The organism is Rahnella ecdela (assembly GCF_019049625.1).
Lineage (GTDB): Bacteria > Pseudomonadota > Gammaproteobacteria > Enterobacterales > Enterobacteriaceae > Rahnella > Rahnella ecdela.
This window is the reverse complement of the sequence record NZ_JAFMOY010000131.1, coordinates 63724-82231: the sequence shown is the minus strand read 5'-3', so window position 1 is coordinate 82231 and position 18508 is coordinate 63724. Positions and strand designations below refer to the sequence as shown.

At 45.6% G+C, this 18508-nt stretch carries 16 protein-coding genes; 8 read left to right on the top strand and 8 right to left on the bottom strand.

What is annotated here, in order from left to right; genetic code table 11:
- The first annotated feature begins 169 nt into the window (after positions 1–169).
- Positions 170–1081, top strand: a complete 912-nt coding sequence (gene sanA / locus J1784_RS19005) for an outer membrane permeability protein SanA (RefSeq protein WP_217150493.1) — start codon at positions 170–172, stop codon at positions 1079–1081.
- A 1025-nt stretch (positions 1082–2106) separates the two neighbouring features.
- On the top strand, positions 2107–2832 hold the full coding sequence (locus J1784_RS26740; protein ID WP_217150492.1) for a fimbrial protein: 726 nt from the start codon (positions 2107–2109) through the stop codon (positions 2830–2832).
- A gap of 146 nt (positions 2833–2978) precedes the next feature.
- Here the strand turns inward: J1784_RS26740 and J1784_RS18995 are convergent, their stop codons facing one another.
- From J1784_RS18995 to J1784_RS18985, 3 genes are all read right to left on the bottom strand, one after another.
- Positions 2979–3575 carry a helix-turn-helix transcriptional regulator gene (locus J1784_RS18995; protein ID WP_217150491.1) on the bottom strand — a complete coding sequence of 199 codons (597 nt, stop codon included), beginning with the start codon at positions 3573–3575 and terminating at the stop codon, positions 2979–2981.
- 61 nt (positions 3576–3636) lie between these two features.
- Positions 3637–4509: a LysR family transcriptional regulator gene (locus tag J1784_RS18990; RefSeq protein ID WP_217150490.1), complete on the bottom strand. Its 873-nt coding sequence runs from the start codon at positions 4507–4509 to the stop codon at positions 3637–3639.
- A gap of 49 nt (positions 4510–4558) precedes the next feature.
- Positions 4559–5476, bottom strand: coding sequence for a LysR family transcriptional regulator (locus tag J1784_RS18985; protein ID WP_217150489.1), 918 nt, complete (start codon positions 5474–5476; stop codon positions 4559–4561).
- Positions 5477–6305: 829 nt separating this feature from the next.
- Here J1784_RS18985 and J1784_RS18980 point away from each other — a divergent pair.
- From J1784_RS18980 to J1784_RS18955, 6 genes are all read left to right on the top strand, one after another.
- Positions 6306–6959 carry a fimbrial protein gene (locus tag J1784_RS18980; protein ID WP_217150488.1) on the top strand — a complete coding sequence of 218 codons (654 nt, stop codon included), beginning with the start codon at positions 6306–6308 and terminating at the stop codon, positions 6957–6959.
- Positions 6960–7052: 93 nt separating this feature from the next.
- Entirely contained in the window at positions 7053–7742 is a 690-nt protein-coding gene (locus J1784_RS18975) for a fimbria/pilus periplasmic chaperone (protein ID WP_217150487.1), read from the top strand.
- A 91-nt stretch (positions 7743–7833) separates the two neighbouring features.
- Complete coding sequence (locus J1784_RS18970; protein ID WP_420803983.1) at positions 7834–10392, top strand: fimbrial biogenesis usher protein; 2559 nt, start codon at positions 7834–7836, stop codon at positions 10390–10392.
- A 77-nt stretch (positions 10393–10469) separates the two neighbouring features.
- On the top strand, positions 10470–11066 hold the full coding sequence (locus J1784_RS18965; protein ID WP_238485612.1) for a fimbrial protein: 597 nt from the start codon (positions 10470–10472) through the stop codon (positions 11064–11066).
- Between the two features lie 10 nt (positions 11067–11076).
- Positions 11077–11607, top strand: coding sequence for a fimbrial protein (locus J1784_RS18960; protein ID WP_217150485.1), 531 nt, complete (start codon positions 11077–11079; stop codon positions 11605–11607).
- The gene (locus J1784_RS18955) at positions 11600–12295 is read left to right on the top strand and encodes a fimbrial biogenesis chaperone (RefSeq protein ID WP_217150484.1); all 696 of its coding nucleotides are present in this window, start codon (positions 11600–11602) and stop codon (positions 12293–12295) included. The genes J1784_RS18960 and J1784_RS18955 overlap by 8 nt, the downstream gene beginning before the upstream one ends.
- 18 nt (positions 12296–12313) lie before the next feature.
- Here J1784_RS18955 and J1784_RS18950 read toward each other — a convergent pair whose 3' ends face one another.
- The 5 genes from J1784_RS18950 to galS form a co-directional block, all read right to left on the bottom strand.
- Complete coding sequence (locus J1784_RS18950; protein ID WP_217150483.1) at positions 12314–13213, bottom strand: LysR family transcriptional regulator; 900 nt, start codon at positions 13211–13213, stop codon at positions 12314–12316.
- Between the two features lie 136 nt (positions 13214–13349).
- On the bottom strand, positions 13350–14360 hold the full coding sequence (gene mglC, locus J1784_RS18945) for a galactose/methyl galactoside ABC transporter permease MglC (protein ID WP_120506974.1): 1011 nt from the start codon (positions 14358–14360) through the stop codon (positions 13350–13352).
- Between the two features lie 18 nt (positions 14361–14378).
- On the bottom strand, positions 14379–15914 hold the full coding sequence (gene mglA, locus J1784_RS18940; RefSeq protein ID WP_217150482.1) for a galactose/methyl galactoside ABC transporter ATP-binding protein MglA: 1536 nt from the start codon (positions 15912–15914) through the stop codon (positions 14379–14381).
- A 246-nt stretch (positions 15915–16160) separates the two neighbouring features.
- Positions 16161–17159, bottom strand: a complete 999-nt coding sequence (gene mglB, locus J1784_RS18935; protein WP_120506976.1) for a galactose/glucose ABC transporter substrate-binding protein MglB — start codon at positions 17157–17159, stop codon at positions 16161–16163.
- A gap of 249 nt (positions 17160–17408) precedes the next feature.
- Positions 17409–18440 (bottom strand): HTH-type transcriptional regulator GalS, encoded by a 1032-nt coding sequence (gene galS, locus J1784_RS18930; RefSeq protein ID WP_120506977.1) that lies wholly within the window; start codon positions 18438–18440, stop codon positions 17409–17411.
- Between the last annotated feature and the right edge of the window lie 68 nt (positions 18441–18508).

Sequence of the window (18508 nt, the reverse complement as noted above, 5' to 3'; positions counted from 1 at the left end):
CTTTTTTTTCGACTAAATTGCAGCGGATTACGCAGATCAGAAAGTAATTACCTGAAAAGTGCTGAAAAAACCGGCGAAGCGGATGGATGCAGAGTTCAACGTATTGCGAACCCCGGAGAGGTAAAGTAGCCTTGGATCCGATTTCCATCTGGTCATAACAGGGATACCTATGATTAAGCGACTTATAGCTGGCGTTTTCGGCATCATTATTCTGATGCTGGCGGTTGCTATTGGGCTTGATCAGTGGATAAGCCTGCGCACCCAACCCTACATTTATGACGAAGTGCAGACGCTGCCCCATCGCCAGGTCGGCGTGGTACTCGGAACGGCAAAGTATTACCGCACCGGCGTGATCAACCAGTACTACCTGTACCGTATTCAGGGGGCGATTAATGCCTACAACAGCGGCAAAGTAAAATACCTGCTGCTCAGTGGCGATAATGCGCAGCAAAGTTACAACGAGCCGAGCACCATGCGACGTGATCTGATCGCCGCAGGTATTCCTGCCAGCGATATCGTGCTCGACTACGCAGGATTCCGCACGCTCGACTCCATCGTGCGCACCCGCAAAGTCTTCGACACCAACGATTTCATCATCATCACCCAGCGTTTCCACTGCGAGCGTGCACTGTTTATCGCGCTGCACATGGGCATTCAGGCACAATGTTTTGCCGTCCCTTCGCCGAAAAATATGCTCAGTGTACGCAGCCGAGAAATCTTCGCCCGCCTGGGCGCACTGACGGATTTGTATCTGCTCAAACGCGAACCCCGCTTCCTCGGGCCGCTGATCCCCATTCCTGCGGTACATAATATTCCCGACGATGCGCAGGGCTATCCGGCTGTGACACCGGAACAATTACTGACCCTGCAACAGCAACTGGAAGCCGAGAAAAAAGCGGCTATCGCCAAGGCTGCGGCCGATAAGGCAGCAGCAGACGAAGCGGCTGCGGACAAGGCTGCTGCTGAAGAAGCCGCAAAGCTGAAAGCCGAGCAGGAAGCCAATGAAGCCGCTCAGGCCGAAACCGAAGATGCCGCACCTGAACCCGCGAAACCGGTGGGAAGAAATCCTTTCCGGCAATAACGCACTGCAACAAAATACTTCCGCCGATCGTCACCCCGCTCCTCCACATTCAATGCGGCAGGGCCTTTGCATTGCAAAACGCCCATTCATCCCTTGAGATCCACTTTATTAAAATAGCCTGTTAGCAAATTAAATAATTCTTAAATGACATTCAATATTAAAAAGTCAAAAAACCTTCATAAAAAAAGGCATCACACAGGAGAATGTGATGCCAAATCGGATAATGGATCCTACGCGCCAATGGATGGCTGTATTTATCAATATTACAGGCGCATTATCGCTGAATATTTTTCAGAAAACATCTGAATAATTTTGAAATGCCAATTGAAATAAACTAAAAGTCATCATCCCAATACCGGAGAGGTGTAAATGAGATAAAGGCATGCAAGCAGTAAAAAAGGTGACATAATTGAAATTGACGCTCCTATCATCAATATTTTTAATTTCACATTTCAAATATATTGAAAACCCTACTCAAACAATTAATTACAGTAGGTTAATTGCAAAGTGATTTGCAGCAATAAATATTACCGCTTCAATTGTTTAGCTTTGAGGGTGATAATGCCCACGATATTATACATTTTTAAAGGTTACCAAATTTCAGGAAAATGATGCCACAAACCTTCTTATTAAGGCAACTTATAGATATACACACTGGTACTGACACACCATAGGAAAATACACATAAAATGAAAAATAACATAAAATTGCTGCTCTTTATTTTATCCTCATTCTATAGTGTGGATACGATAGCAGCAGATGGAGTATGTTCACCCATTAATGGACCGGCTACATTAACCTATGATATAGGAAATATGACGATAACCGAGCCTGGTAATAACACAGCGGGAAAAGTGTTGCCAGAGCAAACACTGTCTGCGCCCAGCAAAACAACAACGATTAAGTGTTCCTGCTCAGGAGGCCCCTAAACTTATGTATGGATATGGGGTGACACGAACCTTCCTAACCCACAGACTATCGGTGATTATACTTACTTTGATATACCCGGAAATGAATACGCTCAGGTGGGTATAAAAGTTAAGACTATTAACGGATATGTGTCCGTGCCATTCGGGCCGATACATAATAAAGTAAACTCCTCGAGCACCAACTACTCCTGTAATGAAGATATCCCTTTAAATTCTGGTGGTAAAAATACCGGCGGGCAAATTGAAGTATCCGTAAGATTAAAGAGGTCAGTGGTTGGTCAGTCAGTCATTAATAATGTCCTGATTGCATCCACTTACTGGACAGTCGGCGATACAGGAGGCTCTTCGCATGGGACTATGGCGACAACCAATACTTATCTCAATGGGACAATTACCGTTCCTCAAAACTGTGTTATTAATGCCGGAACACAGGTCGTTGTTGAATTAGGAAATATTTACTCCAGTGACTTTAAAGTAGCCGGAGAAAAACCTGCTAACTATACACCGAAGACATTCAGTATTCCTGTTGAGTGTAACGATATGAGCGCCACGGCAAACCTGACGTTGCGACTTCAGGGTACTCCTTCGGAACAGATCCCTGATGCCTTACAATCAGACAACAAAGATGTCGGAGTCGTTGTTACTGATGAAAGCGATAATCCATTGATCCCGAATAATGCGACCAGTGTCATCCCCTTTAACTTAGACGACAGCTTTCGCTCTAATATCATTTTGCATGCCTTTCCTGTAGGAACTACTGGCACCCCTCCACAGGAAGGTGTGTTTACTACTCTGGCTTACTTGCGAGTCGATTTTTCCTGAACCTGAAATTCAGCTAGTGATGGGCCAATAGCAATATTGAGCCCTTTCATAAAAATATAAAGCGGCAGTGAGAATATAAACTGCCGAAAAATCTATAGCCAAATAAAAGTAATCTCAACATTACATAGACTGATGTGCTCAAATTATTACTCAGCTTGAATAAATATTTTCCACAAGCTGGTAACATTTCGTACATTTGTTTTTTTATAAATATTCCGCCTATGTAAACTGACAGACTTTTCATTTATAGATAAATATTCAGAAATTTCATTATTTCTGAACCCTTTCAGGATGTATTTCAAGACAAGATTTTCATTTGTTGTAAGCCATTCTATTTCATTGTTTGAAACGAATTCCTCTTTCTCGCAACCCGACTTATTTCTCCACAACACGCTCATCAACCGGTGTTTAATAACTTCCACTTCCATCTTTTTAAAATTATTGCCATCTGATTTTGCGCTTCGATATAAATGATGAAAGTCACATTCAAGGCCATTTTTCATTGACAGCAACCGTACGTTAGGATTAACGCTACGTATGAATAAAAACTTTCTGATCGTCATCCACAAGCCGTCTTCATCATCGTAGACAAGATAATCGACATTTTTAATTTCAGAGATCAGCCTTCTGTAGGAGTGACATAGGGTGACATTCGAACTTTCTGAGTTTTTTATCTGACAGCAAAGTGCCTTTAGTGCATTTGCGAGAAATAAGTTTCGACTATAAATAAGTATATTTGCCATGGTCAATGCTCCTGTCAAAATACCCAATAAAAAGTTATCCGGGTATATATAACGAAATAAATTAAGTTATAATATTATCCAGGTGAGTATCAAAAATATCATACAGGCCCAGAGAATTGATTTTCTTTTCAAGCGCACGATGATAATGAAGATAACACTTGAATTTCATTTCAAAGGATGGCGGTGGTGAAAATGATTTAAGTGGAAGCATAGAAATAAGTGATTTGGTAAAAACCTCAGGAACCATCATGATATGATCGCTCCCCGAACATAAATAAGCCAGTGTCAGTAAATTGGGACTTTCCCAGGCAATGTCACGCTCACTAAAATACCGCTCCGAAGCGCCAACTCCGTCAACCATATTGCTAATGCTGCCCCGGTCACGCTGCCAGCGAAGATGCTGATTCTGATGCCAGTCTTCAAGCGTGAACTTATTTTTAATCGAAGGATGATTTTCCCTGACAAGAATGCACATATCAGAATAAAGGTACCGCTCTGATATGATGGAAACATCTACAGGTAACCGGCCGCCAATATCAATATCGACTTCCCGGTGTTTCAGTTTGCGCAAACGCTCATTTTCACAAGAATCCATTGGCACAAAATGAAGTGTTTTCCCGCTGATAAAGTCATGAATGTAATCTGCTAAAAGAAATTCAACCAAAGAATAGGTTGTGATAATAAAGGTTTTTCGGGTTGTACTCAGACCCATCACTTCATTGTATTGGTCCTGAAGTGAATAAGCCTCGACATTTGGTTTCAATCCCTCTTTCTCTCTTCGAAAAAGAGGGACGCCAAGCTGATCCTGTAACTTTTTTAAAGTATAACTTATTGATGATGGGGAAATATTTAACATCTTCGCGGCATTCGTTGCACTGCCATTTTCAATCAATGCATTAACCACTTGTAGTTTTTTAATACTAATGTTATTCATTTTATCACCAAAAAAGAACTTGCGAATCTACCTTATGGCACAACGAAAACTAAAAGGAATGGCTATATGCTTTCAAACCTTCCACTATGTCATTCAGATAGAGAGCTGCTTTATTATCATCTATAAGCCTTGTATTGAAATGCATGTGACAGTCGTAGTTAATATCCAGTTCATCAGGCAGAGAAAGTCTTTTCACCGGGAATCTTTTTATCAGCATCGGGATAAATATATCAGGGATTAGCATCACACATTGAGTACTTGCACAAAACGCGACCATATTAACTATGCTGCCAGAAATAATAGCCACATCCCGATCCTGTAAATATTCATTATTTTTAACTGAACTAAAGATATTATCTGAATAATAATCCATCATAACAGACCAGATAGCATGTTGTGTTTTTTGTAAATCATCAACGGTCAGTAAATCAGGTAATGATGTATTATTCACTCCCGCCAACAGTGAAACTTTTGAGGTGAAAAGTTTTATCCGGCCGATCTGCCTGTCCGGGGGTAAACTACCACCTATATCGATATCGACCGTTCTGTTTATGAGATGATTCATACGATCATTGATATCAGGTGCATAAGTCAGGAAAACGAAACGATACAGTGGCTCAATGTTCTTTAAGCAAAATACAGAATCAGCTAATAACATTTCAACCAATGAAAATGTCATGAACCTGAGTTCACTTCTTGTTTCCATATTCCACTTACTATCGTTGACCACATTTCCTGCAGCGAATATCTCATACCGCTGGCTTAATTCAAGCGCCGTGGTATCAGGTTTCATGCCATGACGCGTTCTGATAAAAAGATGCTCACCTGTCATGCCTCTTAATATCTTCAGTGAATAGCTGATCGCGCCAGGAGTAAGATTGAGTAGCTGCGCTGTTTTCGTGACACTTCCTGTCATCACAAGGATATTTATTATTTTTAAAAACTTAAATTCGATTTTGTTTTTCATGCATTACCCCAGAGAGGATTTATATAAACTTTGCTTAGCCTGGAGACTGCACATACAAAATATTATCAAGTAAGCTCATAATGTAATGTTTAAAAAAACTTATACTGTGAATATAAGGCCACCCGCTGATTTGTACAATACATATAACGACCAGCATTGAAATTCGAGACCATTTATAGTGATTTTAAATATTAAACACACTACATATCATGTAGTTATACTCACTTTCAGAAAAACTCAAATGCAAATTTAAAATAATTGAATATACATAATTTTAATCAAAAATATAAAAAATCTGAAGCACAGGCTGTACTGAATTACTTTCAATCTGCAAAATAAATGTTGCTTAGCTTTATTGACTCGGTAATGAGGTAGTGACAGACGAGTACCGGGGCGCCATCTCGGGAAGAACATCCCTATCGAAACCTTTGAATGTCATAGGGCAGCTATTCATTTAATTTCAAAAGGACATTTGATTTTATAGAAATAACACCCCCCGTACGGCACCTTTTCTTTTCACTCACTTCGAATGAAAATATAAAAAATCAACATTAATCATGGAACTAACCCTCGCAAACCCCGCTGATAAGGGATTAAAACAATCACTACTTTGCGTCAAAGGAACCTGTGTGCAAACTCACTTTTCAGACACATTGGCCGCATTCTAATCCACTAAATTCACAATATAAAAACATTAAAATTCAATTTTTTTATCACCATTATCAACCTGTTACCAGCCCTCATAATCTTCTGCTTTCAGTCACGTATTTCATCTATCTTGTTTTATTCAAACCGGCAAATTAACATTCACCTCAGAAATAAAAACCAAATGAACCTTACCTTTTTAATTAAAGGTTTTCACTTCAAAAAACACGTTTTACCTTCACAAACCCAACATAGTAAAAATAATACTTACAACTCAAGGAGCATTGATGAAACTGGAAAAAAAACATTGGCATTGGCTATTTCACTGGTACTTGTCAGCGGTTCAGGTTTTGCCGAAACCACCTCGGTATCGGGCGGTACTATTAACTTTGAAGGCAAAGTTATTAATGCCGCATGTTCTGTTGCCGCAGACTCCATAAATCAAACCATCACGCTTGACGACGTTAAGGTTTCAAAGCTCGCGACAACCGGAGAAGCGGCCGGTCAGCCAGTTTCTTTTGAAATCCTTATTTCCGATTGTGACACCAGCGTTATGCAAAACGTGTCCGTGACGTTCAATGGTCAGTCAGATTCAACCTCGTCGGATGCGCTGGCCAACACCGCAGGCGCAGGCGCAGCAACCAATGTAGGTCTGCAGTTATACGGCCCGGACGGAAAAGCACTGCCGGTTGGCATTGAATCCGCCTCTATCCCTCTCAATGGCATTCAAAGCACCCTGCCATTCAGCGTTGATTATATCGCGACAGGCGCGGCTGCAACGGCTGCAACGGCTGGTACCGTTGCAGCAACAGCCACTTTCAGCATGAACTATTCCTGATTGAAAATATGTTCCTCTGCATCTCGCGAGGAACATTCACTTGCATTAAAGGCAGAGCAATAATGAACGCCAGTAATAAAAAAATTAAGTCATATGATTTCCGGCCAGAATATAAAAGTAACGCTATATGCCGGTTTGCTGGCAGGCATGTTGATGGTCCCCGCCCATGCCGGAGGGATTTCCCTGGGCGCAACGCGTGTCATTTACATGCAAGGTGCCCGTGAGACGACGTTATCTCTTGCTAATACCTCACAAAGTAATCTTTATTTAATTCAATCGTGGATAACAGATGCAGAGGGGAAAAAATCGTCTTATTTTGTGCTAACGCCTCCGCTGTTCACAATAAAACCTATGAAAGAGAACAGCCTGCGAATTATGTACACCGGCCCCAAATTGCCTACAGACAGAGAGACTGTTTTTTATCTGAACAGCAAAGCCATTCCTTCCGTTAATAAGAAAGATTTACAAGGGAATACGCTGCAAATTGCCACACAAAGTGTCATTAAGTTATTTATTCGCCCGCAAAACTTACCCTCTACATCACGGGATGCCCCTAAAAACCTGAGCTGCGAGGTGGGTTCGGGAAAAGTCACAGTTAAAAATCCTTCGCCTTACTACGTCACTCTGGTGAGTTTTTCTGTCGGCGGGCAAAAATTGCCAAATACCATGATTTCCCCACTCAGCTCGCGCGTGATCAATATTCCCGGTCATCAGACGGGAGCAGTCAGTTTCCAGACGGTAAATGATTACGGGTCAAATACCCCCCGGCAGAAATGCGATTGACCCTATTTTAGGACGCGATTTTCGCAATATCTCTCCCGGCAGAATATTGTGATGAGTTTTACAAGAAAGGAATGAATAGCCAGTGCTGACAATACATTATCGAATATCTGCACTGGCAGCTTTTATCGCAATTTTTTCCGTGAGCAGCTTTGCAGATGAATATTTTAATCCCGCTTTTTTATCGGGTAACCCCTCTGCAATAGCCGATCTCTCTCGCTTTGAAGGGGGTGCTCAGGCTCCCGGAATATATCGGGTCGACGTCTATCTGAATGACAGATTTCAATCCCGCAAAGACATCCGCTTTTTAACTTCGGATACCCCTGCTGATGACACCGGCCTGACCCCGTGTCTGACTCCCGGAATGCTCACCAAAATGCGGGTGAACCTAGAGAACCTGCCTGCACTAAAAGCACAAAAACCTGATGCCTGTCTGAACCTGCCCTCTGTGATTGAAGGAGCGACAACACAGTTTGATTTTGAAGGTTTACGTCTGGATATTACGATTCCTCAGGCGATGATGATGAACTCAGCGCGTGGCTATATTCCGCCTTCCCAATGGGATGAAGGGATTAATGCCCTGTTGCTGGATTATAATTTCACAGGTTCGAACAGCGAGGATGGCACGGGCTCTGAGTCTGATGACTTCTTTCTCGGTCTAAACAGCGGTATCAATGTTGGCCCATGGCGCCTTCGTGATTATTCAACATGGAGCTACAACAACAAACGCAATAATAAAAGCGAACTACAGCATATTAATACCTGGCTGGAGCGCGCCATTATTCCCTTACGTAGTGAGCTGGTTGTTGGCGACAGCAGCACCCAGTCCGATATCTTTGACAGTATCGGTTTTCGCGGCGTGCAACTGGCCTCTGACGACAATATGTTACCCGACAGCCTTCGGGGTTTTGCTCCTACCATTCACGGTATTGCCCGCAGCCACGCGAGAGTCACTGTCCGCCAGAAAGGGTATGTCATATACCAAAGTTATGTGCCTCCCGGCGCTTTTGCTATTACTGATTTATTTCCCACCTCATCGAGCGGGGATCTGATCGTGGAAGTGAAAGAATCCGATGGCAGTCTTGATATCTATACCGTCCCTTACTCTTCCGTGCCCGTTTTACAGCGCGAGGGGCATATAAAATACACCCTCACAGCCGGTAAATACCGGAGCAATTCGGACCAGCAAGATGAGGTCAGTTTTGTGCAGTCGACAATGATTTGGGGATTGCCCGCGGGATTTACTGCCTATGGCGGCTTCCAGACAACGCAGGATTATCAGTCGGTGGCTCTTGGCACAGGCGCGAACATTGGCGATTTCGGTGCACTATCATTTGACGTTACGCAGGCGAACAGCGTGTTGGCCGATGAGAGCAAACACAGCGGAACCTCATTGCGTTTTTTATACAGCAAGTCACTGCAAAATATGGGAACCAGCCTCCAGCTCGTCGGCTATCGTTACTCGACAGAGGGTTTCTACACGCTTGAAGAATCCACCCGGAACCAGATGACGGGGTATGTCGATAATTCCGGGGATGAAGTCTCTGCAATCCCTGCTTCCGTTTCAGACTATTACAACCTGCATAATAACAAGCGCGAAAAAATACAGATCAATGTATCGCAGCAACTTGGCGACAGCGGCTCGCTTTACATCAGTGGCAGCCGCCAAAACTACTGGCGGTCGGACGAACATAACACCCTTTTACAAGCCGGTTACAGTGGGAATATCTCTGGCGTCTCCTGGACGCTCAATGTCAGCTACAACAAAATACCCGGCCTCAGAGAGGCGGACCAACGAGTGGCGCTGGGTGTTTCTCTGCCGCTCAGTCAATGGCTGTTCCCGGCCAGCGATATTACCCATCAAAGTCACAATACCTACGCGACCTCGAGTGTCAGCTCAGATATGCATGGCCGGACAACCCAGAGTGCCGGACTCAGCGGTACGTTGCTCGAAGACAATAATCTCAGTTATAGCGTGCAGCAGGGCTATCAGAACAGAGGCGGAGGCACCAATGGCGCTGTCAGTGCAAATTATGACGGAGCCTGGGGAAGTGCCAACGCCGCCTATAACTACAGTGGCAATCACTACCAGCAGGTGAACTACGGACTTAGCGGCGCGATCGTCGCGCACCGAAACGGGGTAACCTTTTCTCAACCGCTGGGCGACACCAATGTTCTGGTGGCAGCACCCGGTGCGGAAGACGTAAAAGTAGAAGACAACGCCGGTATCCAGACCGACTGGCGGGGCTACGCTATCGTACCTTACGCCACTACCTATCGTCTGAACCGGATGGCGCTGGATACCACTACCCTCCCTGATAATGTCGATCTCGACGAAACCGTGGTCAGCGTCGTGCCAACGCGCGGGGCACTGGTTCGTGCGCAATTCAGAACGCATATCGGTGCCAGAGTCTTGCTGACGCTGACTCATGCAGGCAAAAAAGTTCCTTTCGGCGCACTGGTCTCAACCGCTGACGGCAACAGCAGTATTGTCGGGGATGACGGTCAGGTTTATTTGTCCGGTCTGGCTTCCCATGGGCTACTGACAGTGAGTTGGGGTAAATCGGCATCACAGCAATGTGTAACGGAATATGTTCTGCCAAAAGATGCGGCCAATAACACGATTAATAAATTAACGAGAGCTTGTCAGTGATGAGAATGCTCCGGGATAAGACATCGCTCTTTTGCACATTTCACTTTCTCCTAACCCGACGGGTCAGGGCTTGCATCATGAATAGCCTTGACCAAACGGCTCTGCAAATTAAGCCCCAACTCAAAAGATTTAAAAAAATGAAAAAGTTATGGCTAAGAAAAATGGCGTTTATAGCCCTGATATCTCCTGTATCAGGTGTGGTTTTCGCTGATACCTATAACCTGCAAATGACCGGCACCATACTGTCCCGTAGCTGTGAAGTTGAAAGCAGCAGTCAGAAACAGACTGTCGACATAGGTCAGTTTGCGGTAACCGATTTTACTTCAACGGGGAGTGCAAGCCCGGCGAAATCACTTGAAATCAAACTGAAAGGCTGTGGAACTGCTGCCACCGGAACATCACTGAGTTTTTCTGGTACCCGCGATGCCGCAAATCCCGCCTTACTGGCATTAACAGATACCGGCGATGCAGGAGGAATGGCCAGCGGAATTGGTGTGGAAATATTGAACGCCAATCAGCAGCCCTTAGAGCTTAACAGCCCGACACCTGCAACGTACCCCCTTGAACCGGGAGACAACGTTCTCTCTTTCTATCTGCGCTATAAATCCACGCAGCCGGTTGTCACGGCGGGCAATGCCACGGCCGTGATGTATTTCGACCTGCAATATCAATAAGGAGTAAGCGATGAACTCTACATTACGAGTACGTTTAGCTGCGCTCAGCCTGCTCACAGTCTGGTCAGGTGCAATTTCGGCTCATGATGGTGAGATCAATATCACCGGAAGGATTGTGGACAAAACATGCTCCGTGTCAGCTGATTCGTTAAACTCGCTGGTCACGATGGGGAGCGTGAGCAGCAAACAGTTTGCCCGCGCAGGCGATGGATCCCGCTATGAACCTTTTACTCTGACGCTTGAAAAATGTGGCGATGCGGCCAGTAATGTCAGCGTGACATTCAGCGGAAGCACGGACACTCACAATTCTGACTTACTCGCCATAGAGCAAACTGAGGGCAGTGCGGCCGGTATCGGTATCGCTCTCTATGACCATGACAAAAAATTGATCCCCCTGAATCAGGCAAGCGCAGGTACAGCGTTATTGCCTCATCAGGCTCAGGTCATCCTGGCGTTTTATGCCCGTTACCTTGCCAATGGCGATGAGGTTTCTGTCGGAACTGCAAATACTTCAGCAACGTTTGTGCTGAACTATGCGTAATATTTTTCTGGCCGGACTGATAATACTGCTCGCCAGCCCTGTGGTTAACGCCGGGGTAGTGATTGGCGGAACGCGTGTTATTTATGGTGGAAGGCAAAGGAGCGTGGCACTCTCCTTGCGTAACAACAGTGATTCCCCCTGGCTGGTTAAAAGCCGCATTACGCCAGGCGGGAGCTGGTCAGGTGCATCAGTACGACCAGCACTTAACCCATTTATCATCACACCGCCTTTATTTGTTATCAAAGCCGGCAGGGAAAGTGAGATCCGGGTCATTAAGTCAGCGGAAAAGCTGCCTGATGACCGTGAGAGTTTGTTCACACTGAGCGTGGCGACCATCCCCTCAGGAAAGACTGACAATAATAATGTTCAGATAGCTATTCGCTCTAAGCTGAAACTTCTCTATCGTCCGGCCAGACTGAAAGGGGTGGCAGCGGAAGCCTATAAGGAACTGCATTGGTACAGGTCGGGGAACCGGCTGAAGGTTGATAATCCAACGCCCTACTTTGTGACCCTTTTTGATTTACAAATTAACGGGCGCAAGATAAAAAATGCGGGAGTTGTGCCGCCCTACAGCATCCGGGAGACATCCTGGTGTCACCGGCAAGCTCCTCAATGCCATATCACATGGAAAAGTATTAATGATTACGGCGGATTAACGCCTACCGCGACAGCTCACATCGAAAATTGATGACCTTTAGCACGTGGATTAATCCTCAGGACTCATTTGATTCTGAGTCACTTTCTGGATCTCAGATAACAGCTGATGGAAGTTTTCATTTTTGGCAAAAGAGTGATGATAGTGTACATAACATTCAAAACTCATCTTCATCTCAGCAGGCAAAGGCAAAGCTTTAACCGGGAAAAGCGATTCTACTTTTTTTCCGATCAGCAAAGGCAAAAGAATGACCAGATCACTGTAAGCACACAACGCAGTCACATTCAGCGAACTGCTTGCCACGAAAGCAATTTCCTGCTGATCGAACAAAGCCCGAAAACTGTGGGTCAGCTCCATATTATCGCTGATAAATTGCATCCCACGGGACCAGATAATGTGCCGGTTCTGGTGCCAGTCTTCCATAGTGAACGTCTCTTTTATGGTGGGATGATTTTTACTGACCAGCGCACCTAAATCCGATGAAAAGAGTTTTAGCTGAACAATGGAACTGTCTACGGCAAGCCGGGAACCAATATCGACATCGACCTCTTTATTCCGCAGTTTCATCAGGCGTTCTGCATCATCATGAGACGACCTGCTGAAGGTCAATTTCGTCGTATTCAGCAAAGTGATAGACAGTAATAATTCGAACAATGAGTAAGTGCTCAGGACAATCGTTCTTTCATTTAAGGACTTTTGCATATTCCCTTCAGAAAATTGTTCTGTCACTCCCAGATAGCGCTGACTCAATTCCAGAGCCAGAGTATTGGGTTTCATGCCGTCGCGCGTCCGGAAAAACAATGCAGATCCTGTTGATTTTCTTGCTTTATTAATCAAATAACTCACTGCACCGGGAGTCACTTGTAAAATTTCAGCAGTTTTTGTCACGCTGCCGGAAGTGCTGAGTAAATGTATCGCCCGCAGAACTTTCATATCCATCTCTATACTCATTTCCAGAATGCTCCTTCAGTTTCCAAAGACTCTATTTCTGTCTTATTCGCGCCTGATAAATTATAGATTGAGTTGTGAAAGCCATAGTTACGCAAAAAGGGCGCCGAAGCGCCCTTTTGTTTTACTGCGGAAGAGATTATTTCTTCTTGGCGTATTTCAAAGAGTCCAGCGCCACCGCGAAGATGATGATGCTGCCTTTGATGATGTACTGCCAGTAAGGGTTGACGCCGATATAGGTCAGCCCGTAGTTGATGACGGTGAAAATCAATACACCGGTCACCACCCCTGCCACAGAACCCACACCACCGGCGAAGGATACACCGCCTACCACGCAGGCTGCGATGGCATCAAGTTCATACATAAAGCCGAGGTTGTTGGTCGCACTACCGATACGCCCTGCTTCCAGCAAACCACCGAAGGCATAGAATACACCTGACAGCGCATAAATCATGATCAGGTTTAACGGTACGTTTACGCCTGAAACTTTCGCTGCTTCCGGGTTACCGCCGATTGCGAAGATGTTTTTACCGAAGCGTGTTTTGTTCCACAGTACCCAGACGAACGCGATAGCAATGACCGCATAGAAGGTGATGTAGGAAAGTTTCAGTCCGCCCAGGTGGATAAAGCCCTGTGCGAACTTGGAGAAGCCCGGGTCAAAACCGGCAATCGGGGAGGAACCGACATAGTCGTAATACAGGGAGTTAATCCCGTAAACGATAATCATGGTACCCAACGTGGTGATAAAAGGCGTCACGTTCAGGTAAGCGATGATAACCCCGTTGAGCAGACCAATCAGCGCACCGACGATACATACAGTCAGGATAACCAGTGGGATCGGCACCACTTCCAGATTCGGGAAGACCTTGTTGACGTTATCCATTGCCTGCAACATGGTGGCCGCGACAACCGCCGCTAAACCAACCTGACGACCGGCTGACAGGTCTGTACCTTGTGTGACAATCAGACCTGCTACACCGAGCGCAATAATCACGCGCACGGAAGATTGAGTAAGAATGTTACTTAAGTTTACCAGACTGAGGAAGCTCGGATCCTGAATGATAATAATGGCCAGTAAGACCAGCAGGACCACATAAATCCCGCCCTCTTTTAAATAAGTGAGCACACTTTTCTTATTTAATGCTTTCATAATAAGAACCCTTAAAAATTAGAGATGCAAGGAAGCCAGGCGTAATATTTCATTCTGCGAAGTCGTTTTTGTTTCAACAATACCCGCAACCTGTCCATTACTCATAACCAATATTCTGTCAGTAATACCCAGCAACTCAGGCATTTCAGAGGAGATAATAATGATCCCCTTCTCTTTTTTAGCCAACTCGGTGATTAACTGGTAAATTTCAAATTTAGCGCCAACGTCAATCCCACGCGTCGGTTCATCCAGCATTAATATTTCAGGATTAGTTAATAACCAGCGCCCAATAATGACTTTTTGCTGGTTCCCGCCAGACAACGAGCCAATACTGGTTTTATGCCCTGGTGTTTTCACACGCATAGAATCAATAACCCATTGGGTATCGCTTTTCATACGGGTGGTATCGAGCAATCCGGCTTTATTTTTATATTGACGGATGTTCGAAATCAGCGAGTTAAAACCGATATCCAGATACGCATAAATACCGGTGGAACGACGCTCTTCAGTCACCAGCGCAAACCCGTGATTAATGGCTTCATTGGCGCTGTGATTATTAATTTTTTTGCCGTGCAGTTTAATGGTTCCGGAAACTTTCTCACGGATCCCAAATAATGTTTCGACAATATCTGTACGCTTCGCACCGACCAGACCGGCAATCCCGAGAATCTCCCCTTTATGTAAATCAAAGGAAATATCACGGATAGAAGGCTGACGCAGTGAAGTCAGATTACGGACTTCAAGGATCACTTCACCCGGCACGTTCTGGCGATCCGGGAAGCGCTGACTCAGTGAACGGCCAACCATCATGGAAATGATTTTATCCATGTCGAGGCCTTCCAGCGGCTGAGTGATAATCCACTGACCGTCACGCAGGATGGTGATTTCATCACACAGCTGGAAAATTTCTTCCATCTTATGAGAGATATACACAATGCCGCAGCCGCGATCTTTCAGCTTACGGATAATCGTGAACAGGTGGTTCACTTCCTTCTCCGTCAGGGAAGATGTCGGTTCGTCCATAATGACGATTTTGGCATTGTAGGAAAACGCCTTGGCGATTTCGATCATCTGCATCTGAGAAACAGACAATTTACCGACCTTATCGCGCGGGTCGATATCGATATCCAGCTCATCAAAAATCGCTTTGGTGTCTTTGTACATTTTGTCCTGATCGACAAAAATGCCTTTGGTCGGATAACGTCCCAGCCACATGTTGTCCATGACGGTACGTTGTAACACCAGGTTTAATTCCTGATGCACCATCGACACACCTTGCTCAAGCGCCTCTTTGGAGCTTTTAAAATTAACTTCCTGTCCCTGAAAAAGAATCGTACCGGCATCTTTGCTGTAAATTCCGAACAGGCATTTTAATAATGTGGATTTACCCGCGCCATTTTCACCCATTAAGGCATGGATAGAATGCGGACGCACTTTTAAATTCACATTATCTAACGCCTTAACGCCTGGGAATGATTTATTAATGCCGCTCATTTCCAGCAGGAATTCACCTGGCTTTTCTGTTTTTGTGTCAGATAACGAAATATCGGCCATAGTTGTACCTGGCTAAAGATAAAAAATAAACGGATGTATTAATACCTGATGTCAGTAATGCAGCCGGTAAGCAAACTTACCGACTGCATTATGGCATGACGTCCTGTCAGACAAGCATTAACGTCTTATAACACTTACTGTTTTTTACGGCTTAACCGCAATATTAATTGCCACTGCTTAGCTTTGTTTTTGTATTGCTGTCTGTCAGTCTTTCGGGTCTTAATTTATGAAACTAAAGCGTCGGTCTTATTTGGTGAAAGTAGACAGGTTATCTTTATCTACAGCCACGTAAGGAATACGAACGACTTTATTTTCAACTTTCCAGTTGGTGCCATCTGCTGCGGATTTACCTTCAGCCAGATTTTTAGCCAGCTCGAAGGTTGCTTTAGCCTGGTTGCTTGCATCGTTGAGCACGGTACCGGCCATTGCGCCAGATTTAACCAGTGCCAGCGCTTCTGGCAACGCATCTACACCGAAGACCGGAATGCTGGATTTGTTATGAGATTTCAGTGCTTCTACAGCGCCCATTGCCATTGCATCGTTGTTGGCGATAACCACTTCGATTTTGTTAGCGTTAGGACCGGACAACCATGCGTCCATTTTGTCTTTCGCCTGAGCGGTATCCCACATGGCGGTGTCGAGTTGCAGCTGATCAGTTTTCAGGCCTTCTTTGCCATTCAGGGTGCTGATCACATATTTGGTACGTGCTTCAGCGTCCGGGTGACCTGGTTCGCCTTTGATCAGTACGTACTGGATGGTGCCGTCTTTGTTCAGATCCCAGGCCGGGTTTGCTTTCCAGTGTTTAGCGATCAACTCACCCTGGATAACGCCGGATTCTTTAGAGTCAGTCCCGACGTAATACGCTTTGTCGTAGCTGTCTAAATCTTTACGGGAAGGTTCTTTGTTATAGAAAACGACAGGAATGCCAGCACCGCGGGCTTTCTCGATAATTACCGGGGCAGCAGCCGGGTCAACCAGGTTGATGGCCAATGCTTTAACACCCTTCGCCAGCATAACGTCTACCTGGTCGTTCTGGGTGGACTGGCTGTTTTGCGAGTCATTCATCAGCAGTTGCACATCTGGAGAAGCTTTTGCGTCTTTCTCAATGGCTTTGCGAACTTCCGACATGAAGTTGTCATCATATTTATAGATGGTGACGCCGATCTTAGTATCAGCAGCATGCGCGGCAAAACCAAACATCATGCTTGCAGCCAGAGTCGCCAGGGTGAAGACCTTCTTATTCATTTGTATCTCCGGTTATGTAGGGTGTTACAGAATGTGGCACCGGAAATCCATGCGGGAGCAGTACAGTTCCACGCTATGTTTGCGGGTGCCTGCCATCCTTGACTTATAACGTCCTGACTCGCTGTGAAACAAGTCCGCTAAGCGGACCCAAATTGAATCATGTTGAAAACGAATGAATCATAATGTGCGCGATGTTAATAAACTGTGAAAGTTCTCACAGATTGAAAACGGTTACATCGCGTTATTTGATCAATAAGTGACGGGCGCCACATTTTGCCATGGTGACACAGAATGGCGTCTGACCAGCGTCGGCATAAAACAATGCGAAACGCCCGTAGATAACTGTTCTGCGGCACCTTTTAGCGCCAGTTCGGTAGCCAGCGTCGCCATAGATACGATCGGATAACGCACCGTCGTCATCTTCGGACTGGTATAACGGGCGATCGGAATATCATCAAAACCAATCAAAGAGAAATCGTCAGGAATGTTAATTCCGTTTTCTTTCAACACCGCCATCGCGCCCGCCGCCATCGAATCGTTATACGCAAAGACCGCGCTCAGATGTAAATTGCGACCGAGCAGTTCCACCATAGCCGCTTCTCCGCCCTGCAAATCGGGCGAGCTTTGTGCCCGCCATGCGGCAGGTGGCGCGTCTCCTGTCTGATGTGAGTGCGTCATAGCCTGCGAATAACCCTGATAGCGCTGCAAATCGTCTTCGATCCCGTGGCTGGAACCAATGTAACCAATGCGCTGATGCCCCTGCGAAAGCAGTAAGCGGGTGGCCATTTCTGCGCCACTGACATTATCAAGCCAGACGCAGCGGTGTTCGTAACCCGGAATCACCCGGTTAATCAGCACCATGCCGGAAACCTGATCCATAAAGCGGGAAAGTTCGTCATCGCCCAGCGCTTTGGAGTGCACAATCAGTGCGTTACATCGCTGACGAATCAAAACCTCAATGGCATGCCTTTCTTTTTCGGCAATATGATAGCTGTTACCTATCAGAACATATTTCTGGTGCTGCTGTGCGACGGTATCCACCGCTTTAACCAGTGCGCCAAAAAAGGGATCGGACACGTCCATTACCACCACGCCGATGGTGTCGCTGCTTTGTGTTGCGAGCGCCTGCGCGTTGGCATTTGGCCGGTATCCCAGTGTAGCGACTGCCTGTAAAACCTGTTCGCGGGCTTCTTTGCTGGCAATGGCCGGATTGTTCAGAACACGTGAAACGGTGGCGACAGACACGCCCGCCAGCCGGGCAACATCACGAATGGTGACCATGCGTCGCTCCGTGATCTGCCAGAGAATGGTAAGGAGGAATACGGAAATTTTTGACCCAGGAAGTAAAA